The organism is Rudanella lutea DSM 19387, assembly GCF_000383955.1.
GTDB lineage: Bacteria > Bacteroidota > Bacteroidia > Cytophagales > Spirosomataceae > Rudanella > Rudanella lutea.
In genome coordinates this window covers 1,195,236-1,218,169 of sequence record NZ_KB913013.1, presented here as the reverse complement: position 1 = coordinate 1,218,169, position 22,934 = coordinate 1,195,236, and the positions used below count along the sequence as shown (strand labels likewise).

Sequence of the window (22,934 nt, the reverse complement as noted above, 5' to 3'; positions counted from 1 at the left end):
GGCGAAAGAGTGAAAGAGTGAAATAGTGTGCCCGTTCACGCCTTAAAACTTGAGTTCTTTGAGCTGTTCGGCTTCGGGGAGTTTTTTGTAGAGGGTGTCGAGTGGGTAGCAACCCGAAATGAGCCCGTTGCGGGGGGCGGTGGTGCAGTCGGAGAAGGTGCGGCAAATCAGGTTGCGCGTCAGCGCCTTACCCGTCAGCATGTCAGCGGGCATGGTGGGGTACGACAACACCATCCGACCGAAACCTACGCTGTCGGCCATGCCCTCACGCAACACGTACTGGGCCACGTTGGGCAGCCATTCCTGCAGGTACGAGTACCCCGACCCGATGATCACCAGCTCCGGAAACGCCTTTTTCAGTTCGTGTGTCACGTCGATTTGCCGTTTTACGCCCAGCAGAGGATCTTCGGGGGGCAGGTAGCCATCGGAGGGCGGAAACAGGGCCGGGCGCATCAGGTGGGGGTTATAGTACGGGCTACCCCCCGTGATACAAATCATCTGAATTCCCAGCGATTGCGCCAGCTCCAGAAATGCCTTCGGTTCGCTCAGGTCAATGTTCAGGCCCGATTCTGCCCCGCCAAACGCATACGGATACGTGTCGGTCGGTTCGGGCATTCCCACGTCGCCCGGGCCTTTTTTGAACGGCAACAGATCAAACGCACTGAGCCGAATGCCCATTTCGAGCCCCGGCGCAGCCTGCCGAATACCGGCCACAATGTTGCGCAGAAACCGGGTCCGGTTTTCAAAACTACCCCCATACCGGCCCTCGCGGTTCACGGCACTCAGAAACTCATGGCCCAGATACCCGTGGCAGTGCTTAATGTCGACAAAGTCGAAACCGGCCTTTTGTGCCAGCACGGCCGCAGCTACGTAGTGTTCAATGATTTCGTCGATTTCATTGTCGGTGAGTACCGGATAATCGGCGTCCATCCCAAACTTCTGGTTCAGGTAGGGGTGCGCGTACAGAATTTTCGACTCAAATTGGCGGTGGCTATTGGGCTTGCAAAACCGGCCCGAATGGGTGAGTTGCAGCCCGATAACTAAGTCGTCGGTGCGGTTGAATTGCTCGGTATGTTTATCGAGAATCAGCTGGCGCAGGCTAACAAACTCGTCGAAGTTTTCGGGATTGATAACCAGCTGATTGGGGTTTGCCTTGCCCGCGTGGCACACGGCCACAGCCTCGCACCCGAACAGGAGCTTAGCCCCGCTCTCGGCAAATTTAAGCCACCGCCGACGGGTAAAATCGGTTGGTTTGCCATCGGGGGTGCCGTCCCAACCTTCCATGGGCAGAATACACAGGCTGTTGCCAATGGTTTTGCCCGATTTCAGGACGATAGGCTTTCCAAACGGACTTTGATCGGGGGGGAGCAACGTCTCGTCGTACGGCAGGTCGATTTGGTGGGTTTGTAGGTAAGTTGATAGGTCGGAGGCCGTTTTCAGCTGGGCCATCCGGGTATATTTGGGTTTGTATTTGCCGCTCATGGTTTGGGTATTGGAACACAGATGAAACGGTTTAAACGGATTTGGGTAGCGCATCGGATGCCCCCAAAATGGGCCTGAATTCAGGCCTATCCAGGCCGGACCCATCCAGACCGGACCTATCCAGGCTGGACCTATCGTTTAAACACAATTGAAGAATGCGTAGTACGGCCCACCGTCGATCAGGCGCTGTACGTACAGAGCCAGCTCGCGGATATGGTAATCGCCCCACATGCTCGACTCTCCGCACGGAATCTGACTGCCTTCGGGGGTGTAGTCCCAACCGTTGGGCCGGTGGTAAATCGAGTGCAACAACAGCCCCTCATGCGCCGGGTCGGTACTCAGGTAGGGTTCCTGAAGCAGGGTATCGAGTACAGTAAGGCCCGCTTGCCAGTACCGCCGTCCGGCTTCAACATCGCGGCCGTTTTGTTGCAGATAATGGCCCAGTCGGAGCAAGCCCTGCGCCCCGATGGCAGCCGCCGAGCTATCCACCGGCTCGTGGTCGTTGTAGGGTTCGGCGGGCCGGTCCAGATAATCGCCCAGCTTGTAAAGGTTCGGGGCCCCGGTGTCCCAGTAAGGCACACCGTCGGTAGGGGTATGTTGCAGGAAAAAATCGCAGGTAGCGCGGGCTCCTTTGAGCATCATGGCCTCAATAGCCTCCCGTCCGCCGAGCCGGTCGAGGTCGGCGTCGGACAGCAGCGGGAGGGCTTCCAGCTCTTCGGCAAACCCGCACATGGCCCAGGCCAGGCCGCGGGTCCAGGTGCTGAAACCCGTGTAGCCCTGTTGCGAGTTGGGGCAGCGGTAGTTACCGTCGGTGATGTTGAAAACACTCTCGTGGGCTGTGCGCCCCCATATATCGTACGAATCGCGACCTTCACCGTAGTACACCGAGAAACGGGCCGTTGCGTCGATGTGCAGCAGTGCCCGCTCGAGCAGGCTGATACGCCGGTCGTTTTCGGCCTGAAAGGTATGGCCCAGCCTATGGCTCACCACCAGCGCCCGGCACGACCGGATGGTGTCGACAAACAGCGAGTGCGGACCGTTGAAGGAGTGAATAAAACCGGCCTCGGGCATTCCGGGAGCCACCGCCCTGATGGGTGTCCAGCGATTGGCCTGCACCGCGCCCGAAATTTTAAGGGCCAGCGTGTAGAAGTGGCTTTCCCACTCGTTTGTCGGAATTTTACCCTCGCGCATGAGCCGCAGCAAGTTGCCGTAGGTGCTCACGTTGTTGAACCCGTGGTCGTGCACACCCACGTGGCTTACGTGCGGGGCCATAGCTTGCAGGGTTTGTGCGCGGCCAAGGTCGAGAAACTCCGCATCGCCCGTGGCATCGAACTGTAAAATAGCCGAGCCGTACTGAAAACCCTGCGTCCATTCGGTCCAGCCGCGGGTGGTGTACCGACCCTGAGCCGTAAATACGGGTGAGCCCTTACTGGAGTCGTACTGCTTTTCAATCAGCCGGATTTTTTGGGCCGACAGCTGCCAGAAGCGCTGTAGTTTGGCGGAAAGGTGATGGGGCGTAAGCGAATTGTTGGACTGAACCATACGAAGTAGAATGACGGAATAGGCGGCAGGCTTGCTGCTCAAGGCAGAAAGCAGCCGTTTTGGCTTATTCTACTTTTACCGCTGACAACCAGCTTGCCCCATACGTGGATGCGGGCCACCGCCAACGAGTAATTGGTTGGTCTTCGACGTGTTTCAATCGGGACCTGAGCGTGTTGAATCAGCGGGAGATGGTCGGCAGTTCGGCAATAAGATCGGGTAAAAACGAAGCCAGCGTTGGGTAGCGTTTTCGGTTGGCTTCATAGCGGGCCAATTGCTTCTCGAAAAAGGGAAGATACATCCAGTTGGCATTGTCGGTGCGTAACTGCTGTGCTACTTTTGGTAAACCCAACGCGAGGGCAATGCGTACTTCGCCCGCCCGAACGAGGTGCTCATTGAAGGAGGTTTCCCAGTCGGAATATTGCCCTTGGCCCGGAATGGATCGGAACAGATTTTTGTGGGCGGCAAGGCTCGGCGCAATGCCTGGCAGTGCTGTGAGTGGGTTGACAAACGTATGTCCAAATTCATGAACCGACAGGTTTCGGATCTGCTCCGGATTGTCGAAACCGGCATCCGTAACTCGGTTAGCCGTTACCGTTTGTTCGCCGAGGGGAGCTGCAATTTGGTTGGCAACCCGGCCGTTTGACGTTGTTACTTCCCAGGCCATACCCCAGTTTGCCTTGAAAAAGGGGTTAGTAATCAGGCGGTAAGCTATTTTACGGGCGCCGTAGTAAGCCTCCATGGTGGGTATAAAACCAGCAGGAGGTAAGTTACGCTTAACCTGCGCCAACGCTTGTGTGTAAACGTACTGGTATTTTCGTTGAAAGCTGGCAAAACCGGCGTCGCGGTAAAATGCGCTCGCCAGCTGCATATACTCGTCAACCAGTTGCGCGGCCGAGTCGACCTGAGGATGAATCGCCTGCAAAATTTCGGGCGAAACGGGCGTATGCCGGCGAGGCCGGGGGAAACCTTCGTAAAACAGCGGCAAGAGGTAAATGCCCGTCCCGATTTTTTCGGTCATCCAATGGGTACGCGTTACGGCCGGGTGTTGCCGAAACGGAGTAAAGAACTCGTAACTGATGCGCATCAAACGAGTGGTTCGGTACAGGTATGGGTCGGCGAGAGAGTCTTTCAAAAACTCGGCAGCGTTCTGGACTTCGAGTGCGTTGATAAGCTCGACGCCCAAATCGGTTTCAACCTTAATCCGTTGTTTTTGCGCCCAAAGTGAGTGGGTAGAAAGAAAAGCGGTGAGCACAAGACTCATCAAAAGGTAGTTTGCTTTCGGCATAATTTTTTGGAATAGCTTTACAATATACAATTTTCGGTACAGTATACACTAAAGCGCAGGCCGGGCGAGCCGGATCGGTTGTGGGGCTGTAAGGCCCAAATTGCCCCCATTCAGGGTTGTTAAATCGAATGGGGGACGTGTTTTATCCGATACAACACCGTTAGGGATACCCGGCTTGACCCTTTTGCGGGTATGAAACACCTTCTTTCCCTTCTCCTCCTGTGCACATTGGGCGCGTCGGCGCAGGTAGTACCGCGCAACGTACTGGTGAGCCGGTATTCAGCCGAGGCTGTCCGGTCGGCGTTGGTACCACGAACCGCCTGGACACCCTACCCGCGGACGCCCGACGCCTGGCAGAAAGCCCTACCTGACAGCCTGCGGCTCAAACTGGTCCGGGCGGGCGAAGAAACGGCCGCACAACCGATTCCGGCCTTGCCCGCAACCCTTATACTCGAGTTTGTTCGCACGGCCAACCGGAGCCACTACGAGGGCGTGTCGTTTGCCCGGAGGCATCAGCTCATGGATCTGGTTTTGGCCGAATCGGTAGAGGGAAAGGGGCGGTTTATCGACCCGATTGTAAACTACGTTTGGGCCATTTGTGAAGAGAGTTTCTGGGGGATTCCGGCTCACCTGAGTGTGCAGAAAACGGGTAGTGGCCTGCCCAATGTAGAAGACCGGATTGTGGATCTGTTTGCCGCCGAAACCGGTGCGGTGCTGGCCCTGACCGACTATCTGCTCGGCGACCGGCTGGCAAAGGTGTCGCCCCTGATTCGCCCGCGTATTTACCACGAAACCAACGAGCGGATTTTTAAACCTATTGCGCAGACAAACCGGTACGTATGGCTTAAGCGGGATGCCAAGGTGAACAACTGGAATCCGTGGATTATGGCAAACTGGCTGACGGCCACCCTGCTGCTTGAGCCCGATGAGCAACGCCGGAGTCAGATGACGTTTGCAGCCATGGACGGACTGGATATTTACCTGAACGGGTTGGGCGAAGATGGCGGTTGCGACGAAGGGCCGAGCTACTGGTTTGCCGCCGGGGCCTGCGTGTTCGATGCACTCGATCTGCTGCATAGCGCCAGCAATGGCAAAATAGACGTGTATCGGTTGCCGCTTATTCGAAACATGGCTTCGTACGTCTACAAAATGCATATCGACGGTGGGTATTTTGTCGATTTCGCTGACGCTGATCCCACGCTCAAACCCGACGGGCTGATGCTGTACCGGTTTGGTGAACAAATTGCCGACGATACCCTCAAACGGTTTGGACAGTGGGCATACCAGACATTTACCCAACCCGAACTGAAAGGAAACGCTTTTCGGCAACGCGGTTTTCACCGGCAGCGGCAGGTGCAAAATCTGCTGGCTATACCCCGGCTGGGTACTGCCCGGACTTCATTTACGGGCGTACGTGACGTCTGGTTTCCGGATGTGCAGGTTATGACGGCCCGTTCTGACAAGGGGTTGTATGTGGCTACCCACGCGGGCCACAACAACGAGAGCCATAACCATAATGATGTGGGCGATTTTATCCTGTATGCCGACGGCCGACCGGTGATTATCGATGCCGGCCGGGGAACGTACACCGCCAAAACGTTTTCGTCGAAACGCTACAGCCTTTGGTGGACGCAATCGGCTTACCATAACCTGCCCACCATCAATGGGTTAGGGCAACCAGCCGGTCGGAAATACGAGGCTCAGGCTGTGCGCTACACCCCTTCGGCGCGGGGGGCTTCGCTCAGTATGGACATCGCCAAAGCCTATCCGGCCGATGCAGGTGTGCAAAAGTGGCTGCGGACGGTAGCCCTCGACCGTAAAAACGAAACGGTTTCGGTGGCCGACGAGTACGTGCTAACGACGGCACCCCGCTCGTTGCAACAAAGTTTTATGACCACCTGCCTGGTTGATACGGCTACGCCCGGTCGGGTGGTGTTTCGGTGGAGCGGTGCCGAAAAAATGCAACCTGTGGTACTCTATTACGATGCAAAGCGCTGGCAGGTCGCCATAGAACCCATCGCCCTTACTGAACCTGACGATGAGGGTTTCAAGAGTAAATGGCCTAATCAAACGATTCAGCGGGTACTGTTTACCGGCCTCGACCCGGCGGCATCCGGGAAAGTTCAGTTTCGCTTTACCCGGCAATAGAATGAGTACGTAGCGCGGGCCTAGTTGGGCAATCCAAACGCCTGTTGCACCGATTCGTACCGGCTCCAGTTTACGGCCATGCGCCCACCTACGAGCAAACTCGCCGGGACTACCACTACCCGAATGGCGTCGAACTGCTCGGGACCAAGTCGGAAGTTGGTGGTTCGTTTGAGAAACAAGGCGGCCCCGAGTCCTGAGTTGCCCGGAAATAGATAATAGCTGTAGGTATTGCCCGAAAGGGTTTGACCCGGCACCGCAAACCAGTAGCTGAGTTGGTTGGTGGGGGCATCGGTGGTGGTTTGTTTCACATACACCTGAAACAGGCTTTTTTCAATCTGATCGAACGTGAGCGAACTCGACGCCGGGAACGTCAGTCGGAGGTCTTCACTGCCTGTGTGGGGCCGTGCCGAATACGTAATTTGCAGAACATTGGCGGCTCCCTGCACAACGGTCACCACCGTGCTCGAACCCGGTGTGCCGTTCTGTCCGGGGGCTCCGTTTTGCCCGGCAGCTCCGGCAGGCCCCTGTGGCCCGGCGGGTCCCTGCGGGCCAACCGGCCCCTGTGGACCTTCGGGGCCCCGGCATGCCAGCATCAGGATGAGCAATCCAAACAGTGTAGACAGAATTGGTACGGATAGACGCATAGGGATAATTGAAAACGGTTTACCTACAAACATAGCCGACCCGGCGCGTTTGTCCAACGTTTGGTTCGTGTGTGGCCCGGCCAATCCGTCAGCAAACGGCCTGTTGCGTGGTCAGTTGCGTAATGTACAGGTGCTGGAGCAGCATAATCGTTTTGCCGTCCTGAATCGCGCCCGACCGGATCATCTGCATGGCGTCGGCAAGCCGAATTTCGAGCACGTCGATTTCCTCTTCCTCAACCCCACCACCCGCGCTTCGTTCGGTGTTGGGGTGGTAGTGCGCTACGTAAAAAAACAACTTCTCGGTTACCGAGCCCGGACTCATGTAGGCTTCCATTACCTTCGTGACGTGATGAATACGGTAGCCGGTTTCCTCTTCGGTCTCGCGACGGATAGCTACGTCGGGCGTGTCATTGTCGAGCAGGCCAGCGCAGGTTTCAATCAGCATTCCGTCGGGCGTGTTGCCGTTGAGGTAGGTGGGCATTCGAAACTGTCGGGTCAGAATCACCGTATCGGCCTCGGGGTTGTAGAGCAGAATGGTCGCTCCGTTGCCCCGGTCATAAGCCTCGCGCGATTGCTTTACCCACTGACCGTTTTTCTGCTGATACTCAAACGTGATTTTGTTCAGAACGTACCAGTTGTCGGATAAAACGGTGCGCTCGATATGGCGAATTCGGTTACTCATGTTTGATTTTGTTTGAAATTGTTTGATATTGTGCAAATGAACTACCTTTGAATGAGCTTTCAAATTCGTAAGGCAAAAATTTTAGGACTCCTTGAGCAAGCGGGAGGTGCGGTCGACGTGCGCCAATTGGCGGCCTCACTCGATTTGTCGGATATGACCGTTCGGCGCGACCTCAACGCGTTGGCCGAGCAGGGGTTGATTATCCGAACGCATGGTGGGGCTATGCTCCCCGGCCTCGCCGACCGGCCGGTTTCGTTTGCCGGTAAATCGGCGCAACAGCACGAGGCTAAGGAGCACATTGCCCGGCGGGCGGCCGCCGAAATTGTCGATGGCGACGTCATTTTCATGGATTGCGGCAGTACCGTGTTCGCCCTATGCCCGTACATCCGGCAGAAGCGCATCACGGTCATTACCAACTCGTTGCCGGTGGTGGCTGAGCTGATGCGCTCCACGGTGACCCTTAATCTGGTGGGTGGAGAGGTAGACAAGGAGCGTCAGGCAGTTCATGGTCTGACGGCCGAAAGCCACATTGCCCGCTACCGGGCCGACAAAGCCTTTGTGGGCGTCGATGGCGTCTCGGTGGGCAATGGCTTGAGTGCCAATGGTGAAAAAGAGGCTACACTTACGTTGGCGCTGATGCGGCAGGCTAACACGGTTTATCTCCTTTGTGATGCCAGCAAGCTTGAACAGGACCGGTACCTCCAATTCGCGCCCCTGTCGGCAGTCGAAGTGCTCGTTACCGACCCGAGCGCGCCCGATGAGGTTGTACAGACTTTTGTCGATGCTGGGGTACGGGTCATTCGGTAAAATGGGCGGGGCGCTTTGGGACGTTGCGGGTTGATAGAGCGGAATCCATTGTACAACTAAAGCCCGGACTCATGGACAAGTCGGATCGTGCCTTTAACTATGACCTCGATTACCGCAACCTCGACCTGCGCCAACAGCCCGAGCTGTACCGGGTAGGGAAGGGCGAAATGGGGGTGCTGCTGGTGCGGCCGTACAAAGACGAAATTCTGCCCTATTGGCGTTTCAAAACGCCCGAAATCGCCCGCGAGTCGTCGGAGAAGATTTACAGCCTTTTTCTTGACTACAAAGCCAAAGGCGATTTTGTGGGCATGGACATGGCTCGCAAATTCCTGCAAATGGGCTACACACGGTCCAGAAGGTACGCTAATCACCGCACCGGGCAAAAGTACAAGGGAGCCGTGCCCGATGATAAAAAGGGGCAAAGTGGGGCCCATGGCCGCGAGCAGCTTCCCCTTGACGAAGACCCCGTCAAAGCCGAATCGGCGCGGATTTTCTACGCCAAATACGTTCAGGCTCGCGAAGACCCCGAGTACAAAACCCTGCGCAAAGACTGGCAGGAGAAGTACGGTTAAGTATGAATTTTGTAAAACTATCCGTAGAGCTGGGGGTTATTATATAGATTACAATACCTATCAACATTATGGATAAACTGCAAAAGTTTGAGCTGATGAACAAAATTGTTCGCGAGCTCGAAGACCTTCAGAACAGCCAAACGGCCATCATCACCAAAATCAGCCAGATTGAAGTTGATAACATGAATGGCCTTAACGACAAGTATCTGGAAGACCACCTGGGCGATATGCACAGCAAGATTGCCGAAAGCGTAGACGCGGTCAACGAAATATTTGCGCACTTCGAGGCCCAGCGCGACGAGTACGCCGAGAAAAACAAGGGCGCTCTGGAAGCCGCACAGGCCGCTGCTGCGGTCGAAGCCGCCAATTCATAATTACTTGCTGACTGTTGGTTAGCCCGTTTGGGCATAACCAGCACAGGCCCGGATTACCCCGCGTAATCCGGGCCTGTTGTTTAGTAGAGTATGCAGAGTCGGGTGGTAATTGCGACCTTTGCCCGACCAAGTGGTTTATCGGTTTCGGTTGAAGGGCTGTTTCGGTTTCGGGTTGAATGGATCATCAACCAATCCAAAACGATGAACCCGAACGCCGGCCGCCAATACCCTACACTCTTTATGACCCTGATTGCCTTACAAAACGCAACCCTCCGCCGACCTAACGGCTTTACCCTTACTAACCTCAACTGGACGCTCGAACCCAAGCAGCACTGGGCCATTATGGGGCCGTCGGGCTCGGGCAAAAGCCTCTTTCTTGAAACGGTTGCTGGCCGCTTGCCCGTGGCCGGTGGCCGGTTGTGGCTCTCCGACACGGCCCTTCGTCCTCAAATCGAACTGGTAGCGCGTGATTATAGCTTCGACTGGCGCATTGCCGGGGCTGTGCAGTTTTACCAGCAACGGTTCAACACCCAAACCGTCGACGATGGCCCCACCGTTTGGGACGTGTTGCAGGGGCAGGTGCGTCCCGTGGGTACCATTGACCCCGCATCGGTGCCCCTGCCGCCCCCGTTGTACGCCGAAGATTGGCTCCGTAACCGGGCCGATGGGCTTCGCATCACCCACCTGCTCGACCGGCGGCTTACCTCGCTCTCTAACGGCGAAACCCGGCGCACCTTGCTCGTGCGTTCGTTGCTCAAACAGCCCCGGATTTTGTTGCTCGATAACCCGTTTTCGGGCCTCGACGCCGATAGCCGGGCTCAACTGCACGAAACCATTGAGCAGGCCGCGCAGACCGGGGTTTCTCTCGTGATGGTGGTCGACGAACGCGACATTCCGGCCTGTATAACGCATAGGTTGGTGTTGGGGGGAGGGAGAAAGGAAAAAGGAGAAGGGAAAAAGGCAGAAGGAAAAAAGGAGAAGGTAGAAGGGATAAAGGGAAAGGCAGAAGAGGGTAGTGTCGCCCCTTCTCCGTTCTCCCTTCCCCCTTTACCGCCTTTTTCGATGGCCATTCAGATGGAGGATGTGACGGTGCGGTACGGAGCCAAAACGGTGCTCGACCGGGTCAACTGGACGGTACGGCGGGGCGAAAAATGGGCGTTGCTGGGACCCAACGGGTCGGGCAAAAGCACCCTGCTGAGTCTGATTACGGGCGATAACCCGCAGGCATACGCCAACAAGCTCCATCTGTTCGACCGCCGGCGGGGTACGGGCGAAAGTATCTGGTGGATCAAAAGCCGCATCGGGTTTGTCTCGCCCGAACTACATCTGTATTTTCCGCGTCAAACCCGGGTTTGGGATGTGGTCGCGTCGGGTTTGTTCGATACGATGGGCCTGTTCCGCAAGCTGGATGCCGAACAGCAGAATCAGGTCCAAAAGCAGTTGGAGGTACTCGGATTAACCGCCCTGCGCGACCGCCGACTGGCCGATCTGTCGGCCGGGCTGCAACGGTGGGTGTTGCTGGCAAGGGCGTTGGTGAAACGCCCCCCGCTGCTTATTCTCGACGAACCTACGCAGGGGCTCGATACCGGGCAAGTGGCCCAATTTCGGGATCTGATCGACGAAATGGCCAACCAAAACCCTGAGCAAACGCTCATTTACGTGACGCATTACCCCGACGAACTGCCCCGCTGTGTCATGCAAACCCTCCGATTGGCCGAAGGGCGGGTCGTGTAACGCGACAAACGGTTATCTTTGCCTTTTCTTTTTTCTCTCCAGTTTCATGCAACTCTTAGACGGTAAACTTCTCTCGGCACAGATCAAAGGGGAAATCGCGGCCGAAGTCGCTCAAATCAAAGCCGAAGGCGGAAAAATTCCGCACCTGGTGGCTATTCTGGTTGGCAATGCGGGTCGGTCGGAAACCTACGTAGCCAGTAAAATGAAAAGCTGCGAAGAGGTGGGTATGCACTCAACGCTCATCCGGTTTGAAGACGACGTGACCGAGGAAGAACTGCTCGCGAAGGTTCAGGCCGTCAACGAAAACCCTGATATGGATGGGCTGATCGTACAGCTTCCCCTGCCTCCGCACGTCAACCCCGACCGCGTGATGGAAGCCATTGCGCCCGCTAAAGATGTGGATGGATTTCACCCGATCAATATTGGCCGGATGGCAAAAGGGCTCCCTGCCTACGTATCGGCAACACCCCAGGGGATTCTGGAGATGCTCAAGCGTTACCAGATCGAAACGAGCGGCAAGCACTGCGTGGTGGTGGGCCGGAGTCAGATTGTGGGCCTGCCCATGTCGATTCTGATGCAACGCAACGATTACCCCGGCAACTGCACCGTAACCCTCACGCACTCCAAAACCCAGAACCTGGCCGAAATCTGTCGCTCGGCCGATATTCTGATTGCGGCCCTGGGCCGGCCCGGCTTTATCAAAGCCGACATGGTGAAAGAAGGGGCCGTGGTGATCGACGTTGGGCTCGAAAAAGTGGCTGACCCAACCAAGAAAAGTGGTTTTGCCCTGCGGGGTGATGTGGATTTTGAGGCCGTTGCCCCCAAAGCCGGGTATATTACGCCGGTGCCCGGTGGAGTTGGCCTGATGACTATCTGCTCACTGATGCAGAATACCGTCAAGGCGGCCCGGCGCGAAGTCTACGCTGACTAATCAGTGGGGTAGCGTTAACCTATACAGCATGAGCACTCAGGCAAAAGCAAATTGAATTATTCATGCCAGACATTTTTGTCATCACAGCGGCAGGGTCAACATCTTTTGCCCCATCGGGGCTGCCTGTCAATAGTTTAGGTCAGATGCCGACCCGGTTTTACCCCGTCAGGGGTTTTCCAATGACAAATCAAAGTTTAAACTGATTCTGCTTAAGTACTTAGTCTCAGTTGGGTCAATGCCGGTTCTGTGGAGTGTATGACCAGTTATGTAACCCTGGCCTTTGGCCGGGCCGCTTCGGGTATCCGGCCAAAGGCCAGGGTTACATAACTGGCATTGCCCCGAATGATGATACCAGCTGGCGTAAATTTCCTCCCCGAACTACGGTATAACGGGTTCACCGATTCATTTTAGGTATTCAGACCTTTGGCGTAGACAGGTAATGGGTCTACTAACCAGATTGTTATGTTGCTGCAATGAATCTGAGACACGTTTTACCCTTCCTGGGGCTGCTAGTGGCCCTCGCCCGACCCGATGCCCTGAGCCAGCCCGACGGTATTGCGTTTAGCCATTTGACGGTCGAAGAAGGGCTGTCGCAGAGCAGCGTGTACGCCATTGTGCAGGACACGCAGGGCTTTATGTGGTTCGGCACCCGCGATGGTCTGAACCGGTACGACGCCCGCCGGGTCAATGTGTACCAATACCCGAGCGGCCGAAAAGGGGGCTTTGCATCGAATACCATCAATGCCCTGCTGCTCGACCGGAGCGGCCAACTGTGGGCTGGTACGAGCAAAGGGCTCACCCGGTACCGCCCTCAGCAAGATGATTTTGAGCGCATTTCGATTGCTCCCGCCGATTTTGCCGAAGTACCCGACTCGCTCGTAAACGCGCTACTCGAAGACTCACACCGGAATTTGTGGGTTGGTACGCAGCGGGGTTTGTACCGGCTCCGGCGCGAATCACTCCGGTACGAGTCGGTGAAAAAACTGATTCAAACCGGTGCTGACCTGAGCAGCCGACAGATTCGGACGCTCTACGAAGACCCGCACGGTATTTTGTGGGTGGGTACCGCCAATGGCCTGACCCGGCTCCGCCCGACTCCTTCGGGGCGGTTTGAGCTGACCAACTACTCGCTCGAATCGGGGAGTGCCGTGTACCAGAATGCATTTAACGGGGTCAATGCCGTGGCCGAAGACCGGCAGGGCCGTTTGTGGCTCGGCACCGAACGCAACGGGGTGCTGCTGTTCGACCGGCAACAGGGGCGGGTTATTTCGCATAATGCCGTACCCCGGTTAGACCTGAGCACACAGGCTGTCCGCAGCATTCAGCCCGACGGTAAAGGGGATTTCTGGATCGGAACCATGTCGGGCCTGTTTATTGTGGCGCAGGACGGCAGCCGGTTTCGGGCTTTAATGAATCATCCGGCTGATCCTAACTCGCTCAACGACAATTCAGTCCGATCCATCTTTCGCGACCGCGATGGCTCCATGTGGGTAGGGACGTACTACGGGGGCGTGGACATGTACAGCCCTCTGGCCCGGCAGTTCAGTGCCTTTCGGCCCGTAGACCGGCACGGTAGTGTGCCGTTCAAAACCGCGAGCGCGATGTTGCCCGCGTCGGGTGGAAAACAGCTATGGCTCGGTACAGAAGATCGGGGCCTGTTTCTGATCAATCCCGACAAAACCATTGCCCGTCATTTTTTGCATGACCCGGCCGACGCCCGGAGCCTTTCGAGTGACCGGGTGAAATGTTTGCTCGCCGACGGGGCACAGGGGCTCTGGATTGGCACCCTCAAAGGGTTGAACTACCTGAACCTGACCGACGGCCGGATTAGCCGGTTCTCGCATGAACCGAATAACCCCAATTCGCTGCCCAACGACCGAATTTACGACATCAAACGCGACACCGACGGGACGCTGTGGATTGCCACGAACCTCGGGGGGCTGTGCCGGTTTGACCCGCGTACGCGCACATTCGAAGCATTCAAGGCTCGCCCGCAGGACGCCAATACACTCAGCGCCAACGGGACAACCTGCCTGCTGCTCGACAATCGGCATCAATTGTGGGTGGGAACCGTGAACGGCTTGAACCGAAACGTTACCGGGCAGAATACGTTTGTGCGAATGGCCCACCGCGACGGAGATACTACCTCGCTCAGCAGCAATCATATCACCTGTTTGTTTCAGGACCGGAAAGGCCGTTTGTGGGTGGGTACCCGCGACACCGGCCTGAACCTGCTCTTGCCCGACGGGCATACGTTTCGGCATTTTGGCCGGGCCGATGGGTTTGCCAGCAACATGATTGTGAGCATTCAGGAAGACAGTCACGGGCGCTTGTGGATCAGTACCGACAAGGGCCTGACCGAATTTGAACCCGACGACGGCTACCGGGTGGTATCGTACAACCGCTACGATGGGTTGGTGTGTAAAGAGTTTACGCCCTACTCGTCGTATCAGGACCCCGCCGGGCAGATGTACTTTGGTGGTTTCAACGGCATTATCACGTTTCACCCAGACAGTATTCGGCCAAATCGCACGGCCCCCAGGCTGGCCTTTGCCCAACTTCGCCTGTTCAACGAACCGGTGGCCGGCCTCCCCCTGGGTAGTGCGGATGAAGGGCTCACGTTTACGCACGAGCAAAACGTGTTTTCGATTGATTTTGCGGCTTTCAACTACGTCAATTCGGCCAAGAACCGGTATGCATACCGGCTGGTGGGTTTTGATAAGGACTGGAACTACGTGAGCGAGCCCCGCGCAATGTACATGAACCTGAGTCCGGGCCATTACACCTTGCAGGTAAAAGGCAGCAACAACGATGCCGTCTGGAATCAAAAACCGCTCGAACTAAGCATTGACGTGTTGCCGCCGTTCTGGAAAACACCCTGGGCCTATCTGCTCTACGCGCTGGTATTTGTGGGGCTACTCCGGTTGTGGTCGGGCTTTAATCAGAGTCGGCTGCAACTGGCTCACGAGCTGGAGGTTGAGCATCTGGAGAAGCTGCGTCAGCAGGAGTTGCACCAGACCAAGCTCAACTTTTTTACCGAAATTGCCCACGAAATCCGAACTCCTCTGACCTTGGTTTTGGGGCCTGTGGAGGTGCTGACCGACCGCTACGCCGACGATCCGTTTGTACAGAAACAGGTAACGCTCGTACGAAACAGCACCGGACGGCTGTTGCGGTTGCTGAATCAACTCCTTGATTTTCGGAAGCACGAAACAGGCAATATCCAGCTTCAGCCGACCGAAACCGACCTGGTGGTGTTTCTGCGGCAGATTACCGATTCGTTTGGGGAACATGCCCGCTCGGCGAATGTGCTGCTGACTAACGAGGCTGAGGTGGATACACTACCCGCCTGGATCGACGCGGGCGAGCTCGAAAAGGTGATGTACAACCTCTTGCAGAACGCCTTTAAGTTTACACCCGCCGGGGGGACCATTTCGGTGCGGCTTCAGCAGGATTTTGGCCTGACCGAAAACGCTATCATCGTGGTGGAAGATACAGGCTGTGGTATGCCGGCAACCGATCTTCAGCATATTTTCGACCGGTTTTATCAGGCGGGCAAGACCCAAACCCGCGAATTGGGCTTTGGCCTGGGTCTTGCCCTGAGCCAACAGATTGTGGCGCAACATCAGGGGCAGATTTCCGTCGAGAGCCGCGAAGCCAATTCCAGCGGGCCGGGCTTTACGCGGTTTACGATCACGTTACCGGTTCGGCAGTTGGCCGGGTCGGCTCCGTTGCCAACTACCGGCCCGGTGGCTCTTCTGGCCGATCTGCCACCCGCCGATACCAGCCCCGACACCCAGATTCCGAGTCCCTCTGTTCCGCGCAATTCTCTCCAATCTGTAGCCGATAAACCGATCATACTGGTCGTTGAAGATCAGGACGATATTAGGATGTACGTGCGCGATTTGTTTACTGATTCGTACCAGGTGTTCGAAGCGGCCGATGGGCAAGTGGCTTGGGAAAAAGCCGCACAGGTGCTACCCGATCTGATTATTACCGATGTAGCAATGCCCCATATGGACGGCTTTGCGCTGACGCATAAGCTCAAATCAGACCCCCGCACAAGCCATATTCCGGTGATTATGCTCACGGCCAAAGACTCGATGGAACATCAGCTAACGGGTCTGCAAACCGGTGCCGACGATTACGTGGCCAAGCCGTTTCATCCGTTGCTTTTGGTGGCGCGGGTGCGGAACCTCCTGCTGGTACGGGAACAGCTCAAGGCCAAATACCACCGTCTGGTGACGCTACAACCGCAAGCCCCGGAGTTGGAACACCCTGATGCTAAATTCCTCAATCAGCTGATGGCTGTACTCAACGCCAATCTGGCCGATCCGGAGTTCAACGTAACGAGTCTGGTGGGCGAAATGGGCATGAGCCGACCCGTACTGTTCCGTAAGGTGAAGATGCTCACCGATATGTCGGTGATTGATTTGCTGCGCACGACACGGCTCAAAAAGGCCGAGCAACTACTTCGGCAGCGCAAAGCATCGGTGGCCGAAATTGCCTTCGCGGTAGGCTTCAGCGACCCCAAATATTTCAGCCGGGCGTTCCGAAGTCAGTTTGGTCAGACACCGTCGGAGTACAGTGCACAGGCAGCTGTTGAGTGATTCGGTTGCCATAAATCAATGCCGAGGGAGATGTCATCTTGTTTAGAAAGATGACATCTCCCTCGGCATTGATTTTACAATTATTTATGTTGGGTCACCACTACCTACTTTCGGGCGCGGAGAAGGGCTTCCAGATAGTAGTAATCCGCGTAGATGAGCGGCACATCGCGCTCGAACGTCTTGGCACCGGTGCTGTGTAGTAACAGAAAACCGCGATTTTGCCCCACCGGCGACGCGTAGGTTTTGGCCAGACTCGCCATCACAACATCGGCTTTGGCGCGGTAATTCGACTTCGGGACGTAGGTGCTCAACTCATACAGAGCCGAGGCCATCACGGCTGCCGCCGATACATCGCGGGTTTCGTTGGGAATACCGGGCGCGTCGTAATCGTAGTAAGGCACCAGGTCGGCGGGCATATTCTTGTGGTTGAGCATAAACCGGGCAATCGCTTCGGCCTGCTTCAGAAACTGCGGGTTTTTGGTTTCGCGGTAGCAGAGTGTGTACCCGTACAAGCCCCAGGCCTGCCCCCGCGACCAGGCCGACTCATCGTTGAAGCCCTGATGCGTATTCTTCTTGATCACCCGACCCGTCAGCGTGTCGTAATCAACCACGTGGTACGAGCTATTGTCGGGGCGAAAATGATTTTTGAGGGTCGTTTGGGCGTGCGAAACGGCAATTTTGTAGAACGAGGAGTCGCCGGTGAAGCGGGTAGCCGCAAAAAGCAGCTCCAGGTTCATCATATTGTCGATAATGACAGGGCATTGCCATTTGGCCGTGTTGTGATCCCACGACCGAATGATCCCTGCCTTCGGTTTGAAGCGTTTGGAAAGGGTTCGGGCGGCCTGCACCAGAATGTCTTTATAGGCCGGGTCGTTGGTGAGTCGGTAGCCGTTGCCGTAGCTGCAATACAGCTTAAAACCCATGTCGTGCGTACCCGCATTCATTTTTTCGGATTCGAGCCGGGCCGTGAACTGCCGGGCCAGATCGGCCCATTCTTTGCGGCCTGTAAACTCGTACAGGTACCAAAGCTGACCCGGAAAGAACCCACTCGTCCAGTCGCGGGCGGGCACCATGTGCAGCTCTCCCGCGTCGGTGAGGGTGCGGGGCGACACCAGGGCCGGTTTGCCCGCCGGTTGCGTTTTGGTGGCTTCGGCCACCTGGGCCAGCATAAGCTCCGTTTGGGTTTCGGCTTTTTTGAACTGATCGCGTACAAACCGGTCGGGGAGGGCACTTGTCAGCAGGGTGCCGGCCATCAGGGCCAGCGAGGTAATCATGATGAGTGTTTTCATGCTATTGAACGGAGGAGACGTGGGTTTATGGCGTTCCGGCTTATGGTTTATGGTTTATGGTTTGTTGTTCATTGTTTGTTGTTCATTGTTTGTTGTTCATTGTTTGTTGTTCATTGTTTGTTGTTCGTTGTTTGTTGTTCGTTGTTTGTTGTTCGTTGTTCATTGTTTTGTGTTAGTACCAGATAATGGGGTTTCGAATGGGCAGGTTTCGGATTACCTCCTCAACCTCCGGGCTGTGGTTCGCTTTTTGCCAGGTTTCAAGCCAGCGCGGTTCGTTGAAGGCCACCGCCCCGAACACCAGAAACGGTTGCGCCACGGGCCAGTCGTTCCAGTACATCACATCGGGTTTGAGGGGCCAGGTGGTTTTATCGGCCACATACGGGTATAGGTATCGGATGCCCTGCCGAATGCCTCGGCCATCGGGCGTTTGGTACGTCCAGAGGTTATCGGTCGGCGTCGACAGAATCTGGCAGATAGTCGCCATCGCATCAAGATTAAATAGCGAGTAACCGTAGGGTTTGGTACGCCGGAGTTCGAGCGGAAAGCTACCGTCAGCGGCCATCTGATCGGACAATAGCACGGTTTTGTACCGGTTTCGGCAAAATGCCAGCAGCGAATCGTTACGAGTGAGCCGGGCAAAGGCGGCTACCTGCATCACCCAGCAGGTGCCGTGGTTGTTTTTGGCGTTCATCTCGTCGGCACCGTAGGGGTGCGTAGTGAGCCAGTCGAGGTAGTCGGCAAACCACTGCCGAATAGCCGCGACCATCTGCCGGTCGGCACTTTTGGCCGATTCCATCACCTGTACGGCCTGTGCTACCTCCATCAGATGAATGGTGTCGATAATGCCAATGCCCCGGCCGGTATGCCGCCCTTTGATGGCCTGCGCGTACAAGAGCGACGGGTTCATGCGGGTTGCAGTATCAACAAACCAGGCGTTGAGGTGTCGGAACGCGTGCCGTACGTAGGCTTCCCTGCCCGTTAGCCGATAGGCCGACGCCAGAGCGCCCACCACCCGGCTAAACCGGATCATAGCCTGCCGGTGGGCCACAAAATTGTCGGGGTTGGTCATCCCGTCGCGCTGAATGTAGGGCCCCTGTGGATTGGCCGGGTCGGGCCACCAATAATCACCTTCCGAGAAAAAATCATGCACCCCGCCCGCACTCCGGGCCGACGTATGGGCCGTCACGGTAACCGGTTGCTGCTGCATAGCCCACCGGGCTTCGGTGCGTATGTAGGGCTTCAGGGTAGCCCGTAGGGTGGGGTTTAACTGCCCGAAGCCCGGAGCGGCTGCACTCACCAGAATAAGCAGGATCCAGAAGCGACCAAAAGGTATCAAAGCAGAACAGAAAGAAGGTACATCAGGAAAAGGGTCAATAAAGCCAGAGAACCGAGTTCGGCCAGGGTCAACGTAAAGCGGTCGCGTTTCACGAATAGGGTTTGTCATAGTAGAATGCAAGTTTACGGGAGTCTGAGGTAAGTAGGGGAGGCCGCTGGTATCTAAAAGGTGGACGAATCGTTCGGGAGGGCTAAAAAGCGTTCAAAAGGGTGGATTGAGCGTTCAGTTTAGATTATTCCGATATTTTTTGTTCACATAGCCACTATAATTGTCTGATAAACGGGCGAGTACGGCACCTGGTTGGTGACTACAACGCTCCCGTAGTGAATCGTTCAATACTATGTGTAAACCTTTATCTCTAACACTTCTCCTGCCTGCGGGCTGTCTGGCGCTGTTGCTCATGAGCAATAATGCCACGGCCCAGGCTACTCCACCGGGTGGGGCTCGACCTGCATCCGGGCAGCAGGTAGCCAACTACCGACTCAACGGTCGGGTGCTGGACGAAAAGAACACCGGTTTGCCCGGCGCCACGGTGGTGCTCAAGGGCAACGACAAAACGGGCACAACGTCCGATGCCGATGGTAAGTTTGTGATCAACATACCGACCGGAGGAGGTACGCTGGTGGTTTCGGCAATCGGGTATCTGTCGAAGGAGGTAGCGGTCACGAGCGAATCAACGCTCGACATAGCCCTCGCGCCCGACGTGAAAACCCTCAACGAAGTGGTGGTGGTGGGGTACGGTACTCAGAAGAAGGAAAACCTGACGGGTGCCGTTGCCGCGATCAACATCGACGAGAAAATTTCGAGCCGGTCGCTGTCCAACGTGTCGTCGGCCTTGTCGGGCCTGGTGCCGGGTTTGGCCGTGCAACAGTCAACGGGGCAGGCCGGTCGGAGTGGGGCATCGCTCGTGATCCGGGGCCTCGGAACGGTCAACAATGCCGGGCCGCTCATCGTAGTCGATGGAATTCCTGATGTCGACATCAACCGGATCGACATGAACGACGTGGCCAGTATTTCGGTGCTGAAAGATGCGGCCTCGGCCTCGGTTTACGGGTCGCGGGCGGCCAACGGGGTTGTGTTGATTACGACCAAAAACGGTTCGCAAAGCAAAAAGGCGCAGATCAATTATACGGGTACGTTCGGCTTGTCGCAGCCTACCAATTTCTATAATTATTTCGACGACTACGCCCGTTCGCTCACCATGCACCTGCGGGCGTCGGCAGCGGGGGCGTCGGCCACTACGTACCGCTACGGCACCGTCGACGATTGGCTCTCGAAAAGCCTTATCGACCCGATCAACTACCCCAGCACCAACTGGTGGGACGTGATTCTGCGCGATCAGGGCCGGATTCAGACCCACAACCTCTCGGCGTCGGGGAGTACCGATAAGGCCAATTTTTACCTCTCGGCGGGTGTGCTCGACGAACTGGGTATTCTGATCAACCACGATTTTAAGCGGTACAACACCCGCTTCAACATGGACTACAAAGTGCGCGACGCCATCAAGGTGGGCGTGCGGCTCGATGGGCAGTGGTCGAAGCAGGATTACGCCAACGCCGAAGGTCTGATTACCTATCAGGGTACGGCGGGCTACGATATTCGGTATGCCGTAGCCGGTATTTTGCCGAAGGAGCCCGAAACGGGCCGGTACGGTGGTATCATGGCCTATGGTGAAGATGCTTTCGCCCGGAACATGCTCACCATTATGGAGGCCAACAAGAACAAGCGCGACCGGCAGGAGCTGAACGCCAACCTGTACGGCGAGTGGAGCCCTATTGAAGGGCTGACCCTCCGGGGCGATTACGGCTTGCGGTACTACAACCAGTTTACCAAAAGTTACTCATTCCCGACGGACGAGTGGAACTTCCAGACCAACCAGATTGCCCGCAACGTAATTGCGCCGAGTGCCGGTATCAGCAATGCCGTGAACTCGGGCTACAAAACCCTGTTGCAGGGGCGTATCACCTACAACCGCACGCTGTTTGGCAACCATCAGCTGAGCCTGTTGGGGGCGTATAACGAAGAATACTGGTTTAACCGGAACCTGTCGGCGAGCCGGCAAGACCGGATTAACCCGCTCCTGAGCGAAATTGACGCGGCCCTGACCACCACGCAGGCCGCCGGGGGTAACTCCGACGCCGAGGGCCTGCGGTCGGGTATCGGGCGGATCAACTACGTGATCAACGACCGGTATCTGTTCGAGGCCAACGCCCGGTACGACGGTTCCAGTAAGTTTTTGCCCGGTTTCCAGTACGGATTTTTTCCGTCGGCTTCGGTAGGCTGGCGCATTTCGGAGGAGCCATTCTTCAGCAAGCTGTCGTCGGTCGTTTCGTCGGCTAAAATCCGGGCTTCGATTGGTAAACTGGGCAACAACTCAGGGGTAGGCCGGTACGAGCAGCGCGACATTTTCAACCTGACCAATTACATCCTGAACGGAAAAATTGTGAAGGGCTTCAGCTCCGCCAAAATTATCAACGAAGATTTCTCGTGGGAAGAAACCAACGTGACCAACGTGGGTCTCGACCTGGCATTCTTCGGCGGCCGGCTGACCACCGAGATCGATGCCTACAACAAACTGACTTCGGGCATGATCCGGCCGTCGTCGCTGTCGACGTTTCTGTCGGGCTACAGTGCCCCACGGGTCAACATTGGCAAGCTGCGCAACGTTGGTCTCGAGACCAACATCACCTACCGGGCCAAAGTACGCGACGCCAACGTGGGGGCAACCCTCAACCTGGCGTTTAACCGCAACCGCCTGTTGGAGTGGAACGAGTTTTTGGGTAAGGGCTTCACCTACCTGAATATGCCGTACCACTTTGCCTACAGCCGCGTGTCGACGGGGATTGCGCAGACCTGGGAAGATATTGCCAACGCACCCTTTCAGGGGCAGTATTTCTCGCCCGGTGATATTCTCTACAAAGACATGAATGGCGACGGTCAGGTGAACGACGAAGACCGCGTGGCTCAGCCCCGGTTCAACCGCGATCAGCCAACGGGCACGTTTGGTCTGAACCTGTTTGGTAACTGGCGGGGCTTCGACGTGAGCATTCTGTGGCAGGGCGCTACCGGCCGGAAAGACTTCTGGCTTGAGCCGTTCAACCAGGTAAACATCCCCTCGGCGCGCAATGCCTTCCAGGATTTCCTGTGGTACGATACCTGGACCCTCGACAACCGCTCGGCTTCGTTGCCGCGTCTGGTGAGTGGATCGGGTGGTAACAATCAGGCCGAGTCGACATTCTGGCTCGATAGCTTCAATTACCTGCGTCTGAAGAATATTCAGGCGGGGTACAACATCCCGAGCAAGTACAGCAGCCGGGTGGGTATCGGGCGGGTACGGGTGTACCTGACCTCCGAAAACCTGCTGACCTTCACGAAGTACCGGGGCGTCGACCCTGAGAAAAGTACGAGTACGTCGGGGGCCGAAAACAACGACGACCCCTTCCCACTGCTCAAAAGCTATTCGTTTGGTCTCAACATCAGCCTTTAATTCATCCCGAT

General features: G+C 56.3%; 15 protein-coding genes. 8 read left to right on the top strand and 7 right to left on the bottom strand.

Annotated elements, in window-relative coordinates; translation table 11 throughout:
• Window positions 1–42: 42 nt before the first annotated feature.
• The 3 genes from RUDLU_RS0105275 to RUDLU_RS0105265 form a co-directional block, all read right to left on the bottom strand.
• Window positions 43–1,482: an oxidoreductase gene (locus tag RUDLU_RS0105275; RefSeq protein ID WP_027302782.1), complete on the bottom strand. Its 1,440-nt coding sequence runs from the start codon at window positions 1,480–1,482 to the stop codon at window positions 43–45.
• A 138-nt stretch (window positions 1,483–1,620) separates the two neighbouring features.
• A complete protein-coding gene (locus RUDLU_RS0105270) occupies window positions 1,621–3,024 on the bottom strand; it encodes a glycoside hydrolase family 88 protein (protein WP_019987308.1) in 1,404 nt (467 codons plus the stop codon).
• A gap of 178 nt (window positions 3,025–3,202) precedes the next feature.
• Window positions 3,203–4,309 carry a DUF4932 domain-containing protein gene (locus RUDLU_RS0105265; RefSeq protein WP_019987307.1) on the bottom strand — a complete coding sequence of 369 codons (1,107 nt, stop codon included), beginning with the start codon at window positions 4,307–4,309 and terminating at the stop codon, window positions 3,203–3,205.
• Between the two features lie 192 nt (window positions 4,310–4,501).
• Here RUDLU_RS0105265 and RUDLU_RS0105260 point away from each other — a divergent pair, with 192 nt between their 5' ends.
• The gene (locus RUDLU_RS0105260) at window positions 4,502–6,457 is read left to right on the top strand and encodes a heparinase II/III domain-containing protein (protein ID WP_027302781.1); all 1,956 of its coding nucleotides are present in this window, start codon (window positions 4,502–4,504) and stop codon (window positions 6,455–6,457) included.
• Window positions 6,458–6,477: 20 nt separating this feature from the next.
• On the opposite strand, the gene RUDLU_RS0105255 is transcribed toward RUDLU_RS0105260, so the two are convergent.
• Window positions 6,478–7,101 carry a collagen-like triple helix repeat-containing protein gene (locus tag RUDLU_RS0105255; RefSeq protein WP_157580095.1) on the bottom strand — a complete coding sequence of 208 codons (624 nt, stop codon included), beginning with the start codon at window positions 7,099–7,101 and terminating at the stop codon, window positions 6,478–6,480.
• A gap of 88 nt (window positions 7,102–7,189) precedes the next feature.
• A complete protein-coding gene (nudK, locus tag RUDLU_RS0105250; protein WP_019987304.1) occupies window positions 7,190–7,783 on the bottom strand; it encodes a GDP-mannose pyrophosphatase NudK in 594 nt (197 codons plus the stop codon).
• 51 nt (window positions 7,784–7,834) lie between these two features.
• On the opposite strand from nudK, the gene RUDLU_RS0105245 reads away from it, so the two are divergent.
• The 6 genes from RUDLU_RS0105245 (at window position 7,835) to RUDLU_RS0105220 (ending at window position 16,811) form a co-directional block, all read left to right on the top strand.
• Window positions 7,835–8,590 (top strand): DeoR/GlpR family DNA-binding transcription regulator, encoded by a 756-nt coding sequence (locus RUDLU_RS0105245; RefSeq protein WP_019987303.1) that lies wholly within the window; start codon window positions 7,835–7,837, stop codon window positions 8,588–8,590.
• 71 nt (window positions 8,591–8,661) lie between these two features.
• Window positions 8,662–9,162, top strand: coding sequence for a DUF4385 domain-containing protein (locus tag RUDLU_RS0105240; RefSeq protein WP_019987302.1), 501 nt, complete (start codon window positions 8,662–8,664; stop codon window positions 9,160–9,162).
• Between the two features lie 68 nt (window positions 9,163–9,230).
• Complete coding sequence (locus tag RUDLU_RS0105235; RefSeq protein ID WP_019987301.1) at window positions 9,231–9,536, top strand: hypothetical protein; 306 nt, start codon at window positions 9,231–9,233, stop codon at window positions 9,534–9,536.
• 90 nt (window positions 9,537–9,626) lie between these two features.
• Window positions 9,627–11,270: an ATP-binding cassette domain-containing protein gene (locus tag RUDLU_RS0105230; RefSeq protein ID WP_019987300.1), complete on the top strand. Its 1,644-nt coding sequence runs from the start codon at window positions 9,627–9,629 to the stop codon at window positions 11,268–11,270.
• A gap of 46 nt (window positions 11,271–11,316) precedes the next feature.
• Complete coding sequence (locus tag RUDLU_RS0105225; protein ID WP_019987299.1) at window positions 11,317–12,201, top strand: bifunctional 5,10-methylenetetrahydrofolate dehydrogenase/5,10-methenyltetrahydrofolate cyclohydrolase; 885 nt, start codon at window positions 11,317–11,319, stop codon at window positions 12,199–12,201.
• 473 nt (window positions 12,202–12,674) lie between these two features.
• Complete coding sequence (locus RUDLU_RS0105220; RefSeq protein ID WP_019987298.1) at window positions 12,675–16,811, top strand: two-component regulator propeller domain-containing protein; 4,137 nt, start codon at window positions 12,675–12,677, stop codon at window positions 16,809–16,811.
• 104 nt (window positions 16,812–16,915) lie between these two features.
• Here RUDLU_RS0105220 and RUDLU_RS0105215 read toward each other — a convergent pair whose 3' ends face one another.
• Window positions 16,916–18,100, bottom strand: a complete 1,185-nt coding sequence (locus RUDLU_RS0105215) for a glycoside hydrolase family 88 protein (RefSeq protein ID WP_019987297.1) — start codon at window positions 18,098–18,100, stop codon at window positions 16,916–16,918.
• Window positions 18,101–18,272: 172 nt separating this feature from the next.
• A complete protein-coding gene (locus RUDLU_RS0105205; RefSeq protein ID WP_019987296.1) occupies window positions 18,273–19,436 on the bottom strand; it encodes an alginate lyase family protein in 1,164 nt (387 codons plus the stop codon).
• 340 nt (window positions 19,437–19,776) lie between these two features.
• Between RUDLU_RS0105205 and RUDLU_RS0105200 the strand changes: the two genes are divergently transcribed.
• Entirely contained in the window at window positions 19,777–22,923 is a 3,147-nt protein-coding gene (locus RUDLU_RS0105200; RefSeq protein WP_245581627.1) for a SusC/RagA family TonB-linked outer membrane protein, read from the top strand.
• Window positions 22,924–22,934: the final 11 nt, after the last annotated feature.

Coding starts and splice junctions, on each gene's coding strand:
- RUDLU_RS0105265 (WP_019987307.1), bottom strand. CDS start 4,309: ATGCCGAAAGCAAACTACCTTTTGATGAGTCTTGTGCTCACCGCTTTT.
- nudK (WP_019987304.1), bottom strand. CDS start 7,783: ATGAGTAACCGAATTCGCCATATCGAGCGCACCGTTTTATCCGACAAC.
- RUDLU_RS0105240 (WP_019987302.1), top strand. CDS start 8,662: ATGGACAAGTCGGATCGTGCCTTTAACTATGACCTCGATTACCGCAAC.
- RUDLU_RS0105225 (WP_019987299.1), top strand. CDS start 11,317: ATGCAACTCTTAGACGGTAAACTTCTCTCGGCACAGATCAAAGGGGAA.
- RUDLU_RS0105235 (WP_019987301.1), top strand. CDS start 9,231: ATGGATAAACTGCAAAAGTTTGAGCTGATGAACAAAATTGTTCGCGAG.
- RUDLU_RS0105275 (WP_027302782.1), bottom strand. CDS start 1,482: ATGAGCGGCAAATACAAACCCAAATATACCCGGATGGCCCAGCTGAAA.
- RUDLU_RS0105260 (WP_027302781.1), top strand. CDS start 4,502: ATGAAACACCTTCTTTCCCTTCTCCTCCTGTGCACATTGGGCGCGTCG.
- RUDLU_RS0105220 (WP_019987298.1), top strand. CDS start 12,675: ATGAATCTGAGACACGTTTTACCCTTCCTGGGGCTGCTAGTGGCCCTC.
- RUDLU_RS0105200 (WP_245581627.1), top strand. CDS start 19,777: ATGTGTAAACCTTTATCTCTAACACTTCTCCTGCCTGCGGGCTGTCTG.
- RUDLU_RS0105230 (WP_019987300.1), top strand. CDS start 9,627: ATGCAGAGTCGGGTGGTAATTGCGACCTTTGCCCGACCAAGTGGTTTA.
- RUDLU_RS0105245 (WP_019987303.1), top strand. CDS start 7,835: ATGAGCTTTCAAATTCGTAAGGCAAAAATTTTAGGACTCCTTGAGCAA.
- RUDLU_RS0105255 (WP_157580095.1), bottom strand. CDS start 7,101: ATGCGTCTATCCGTACCAATTCTGTCTACACTGTTTGGATTGCTCATC.
- RUDLU_RS0105215 (WP_019987297.1), bottom strand. CDS start 18,100: ATGAAAACACTCATCATGATTACCTCGCTGGCCCTGATGGCCGGCACC.
- RUDLU_RS0105270 (WP_019987308.1), bottom strand. CDS start 3,024: ATGGTTCAGTCCAACAATTCGCTTACGCCCCATCACCTTTCCGCCAAA.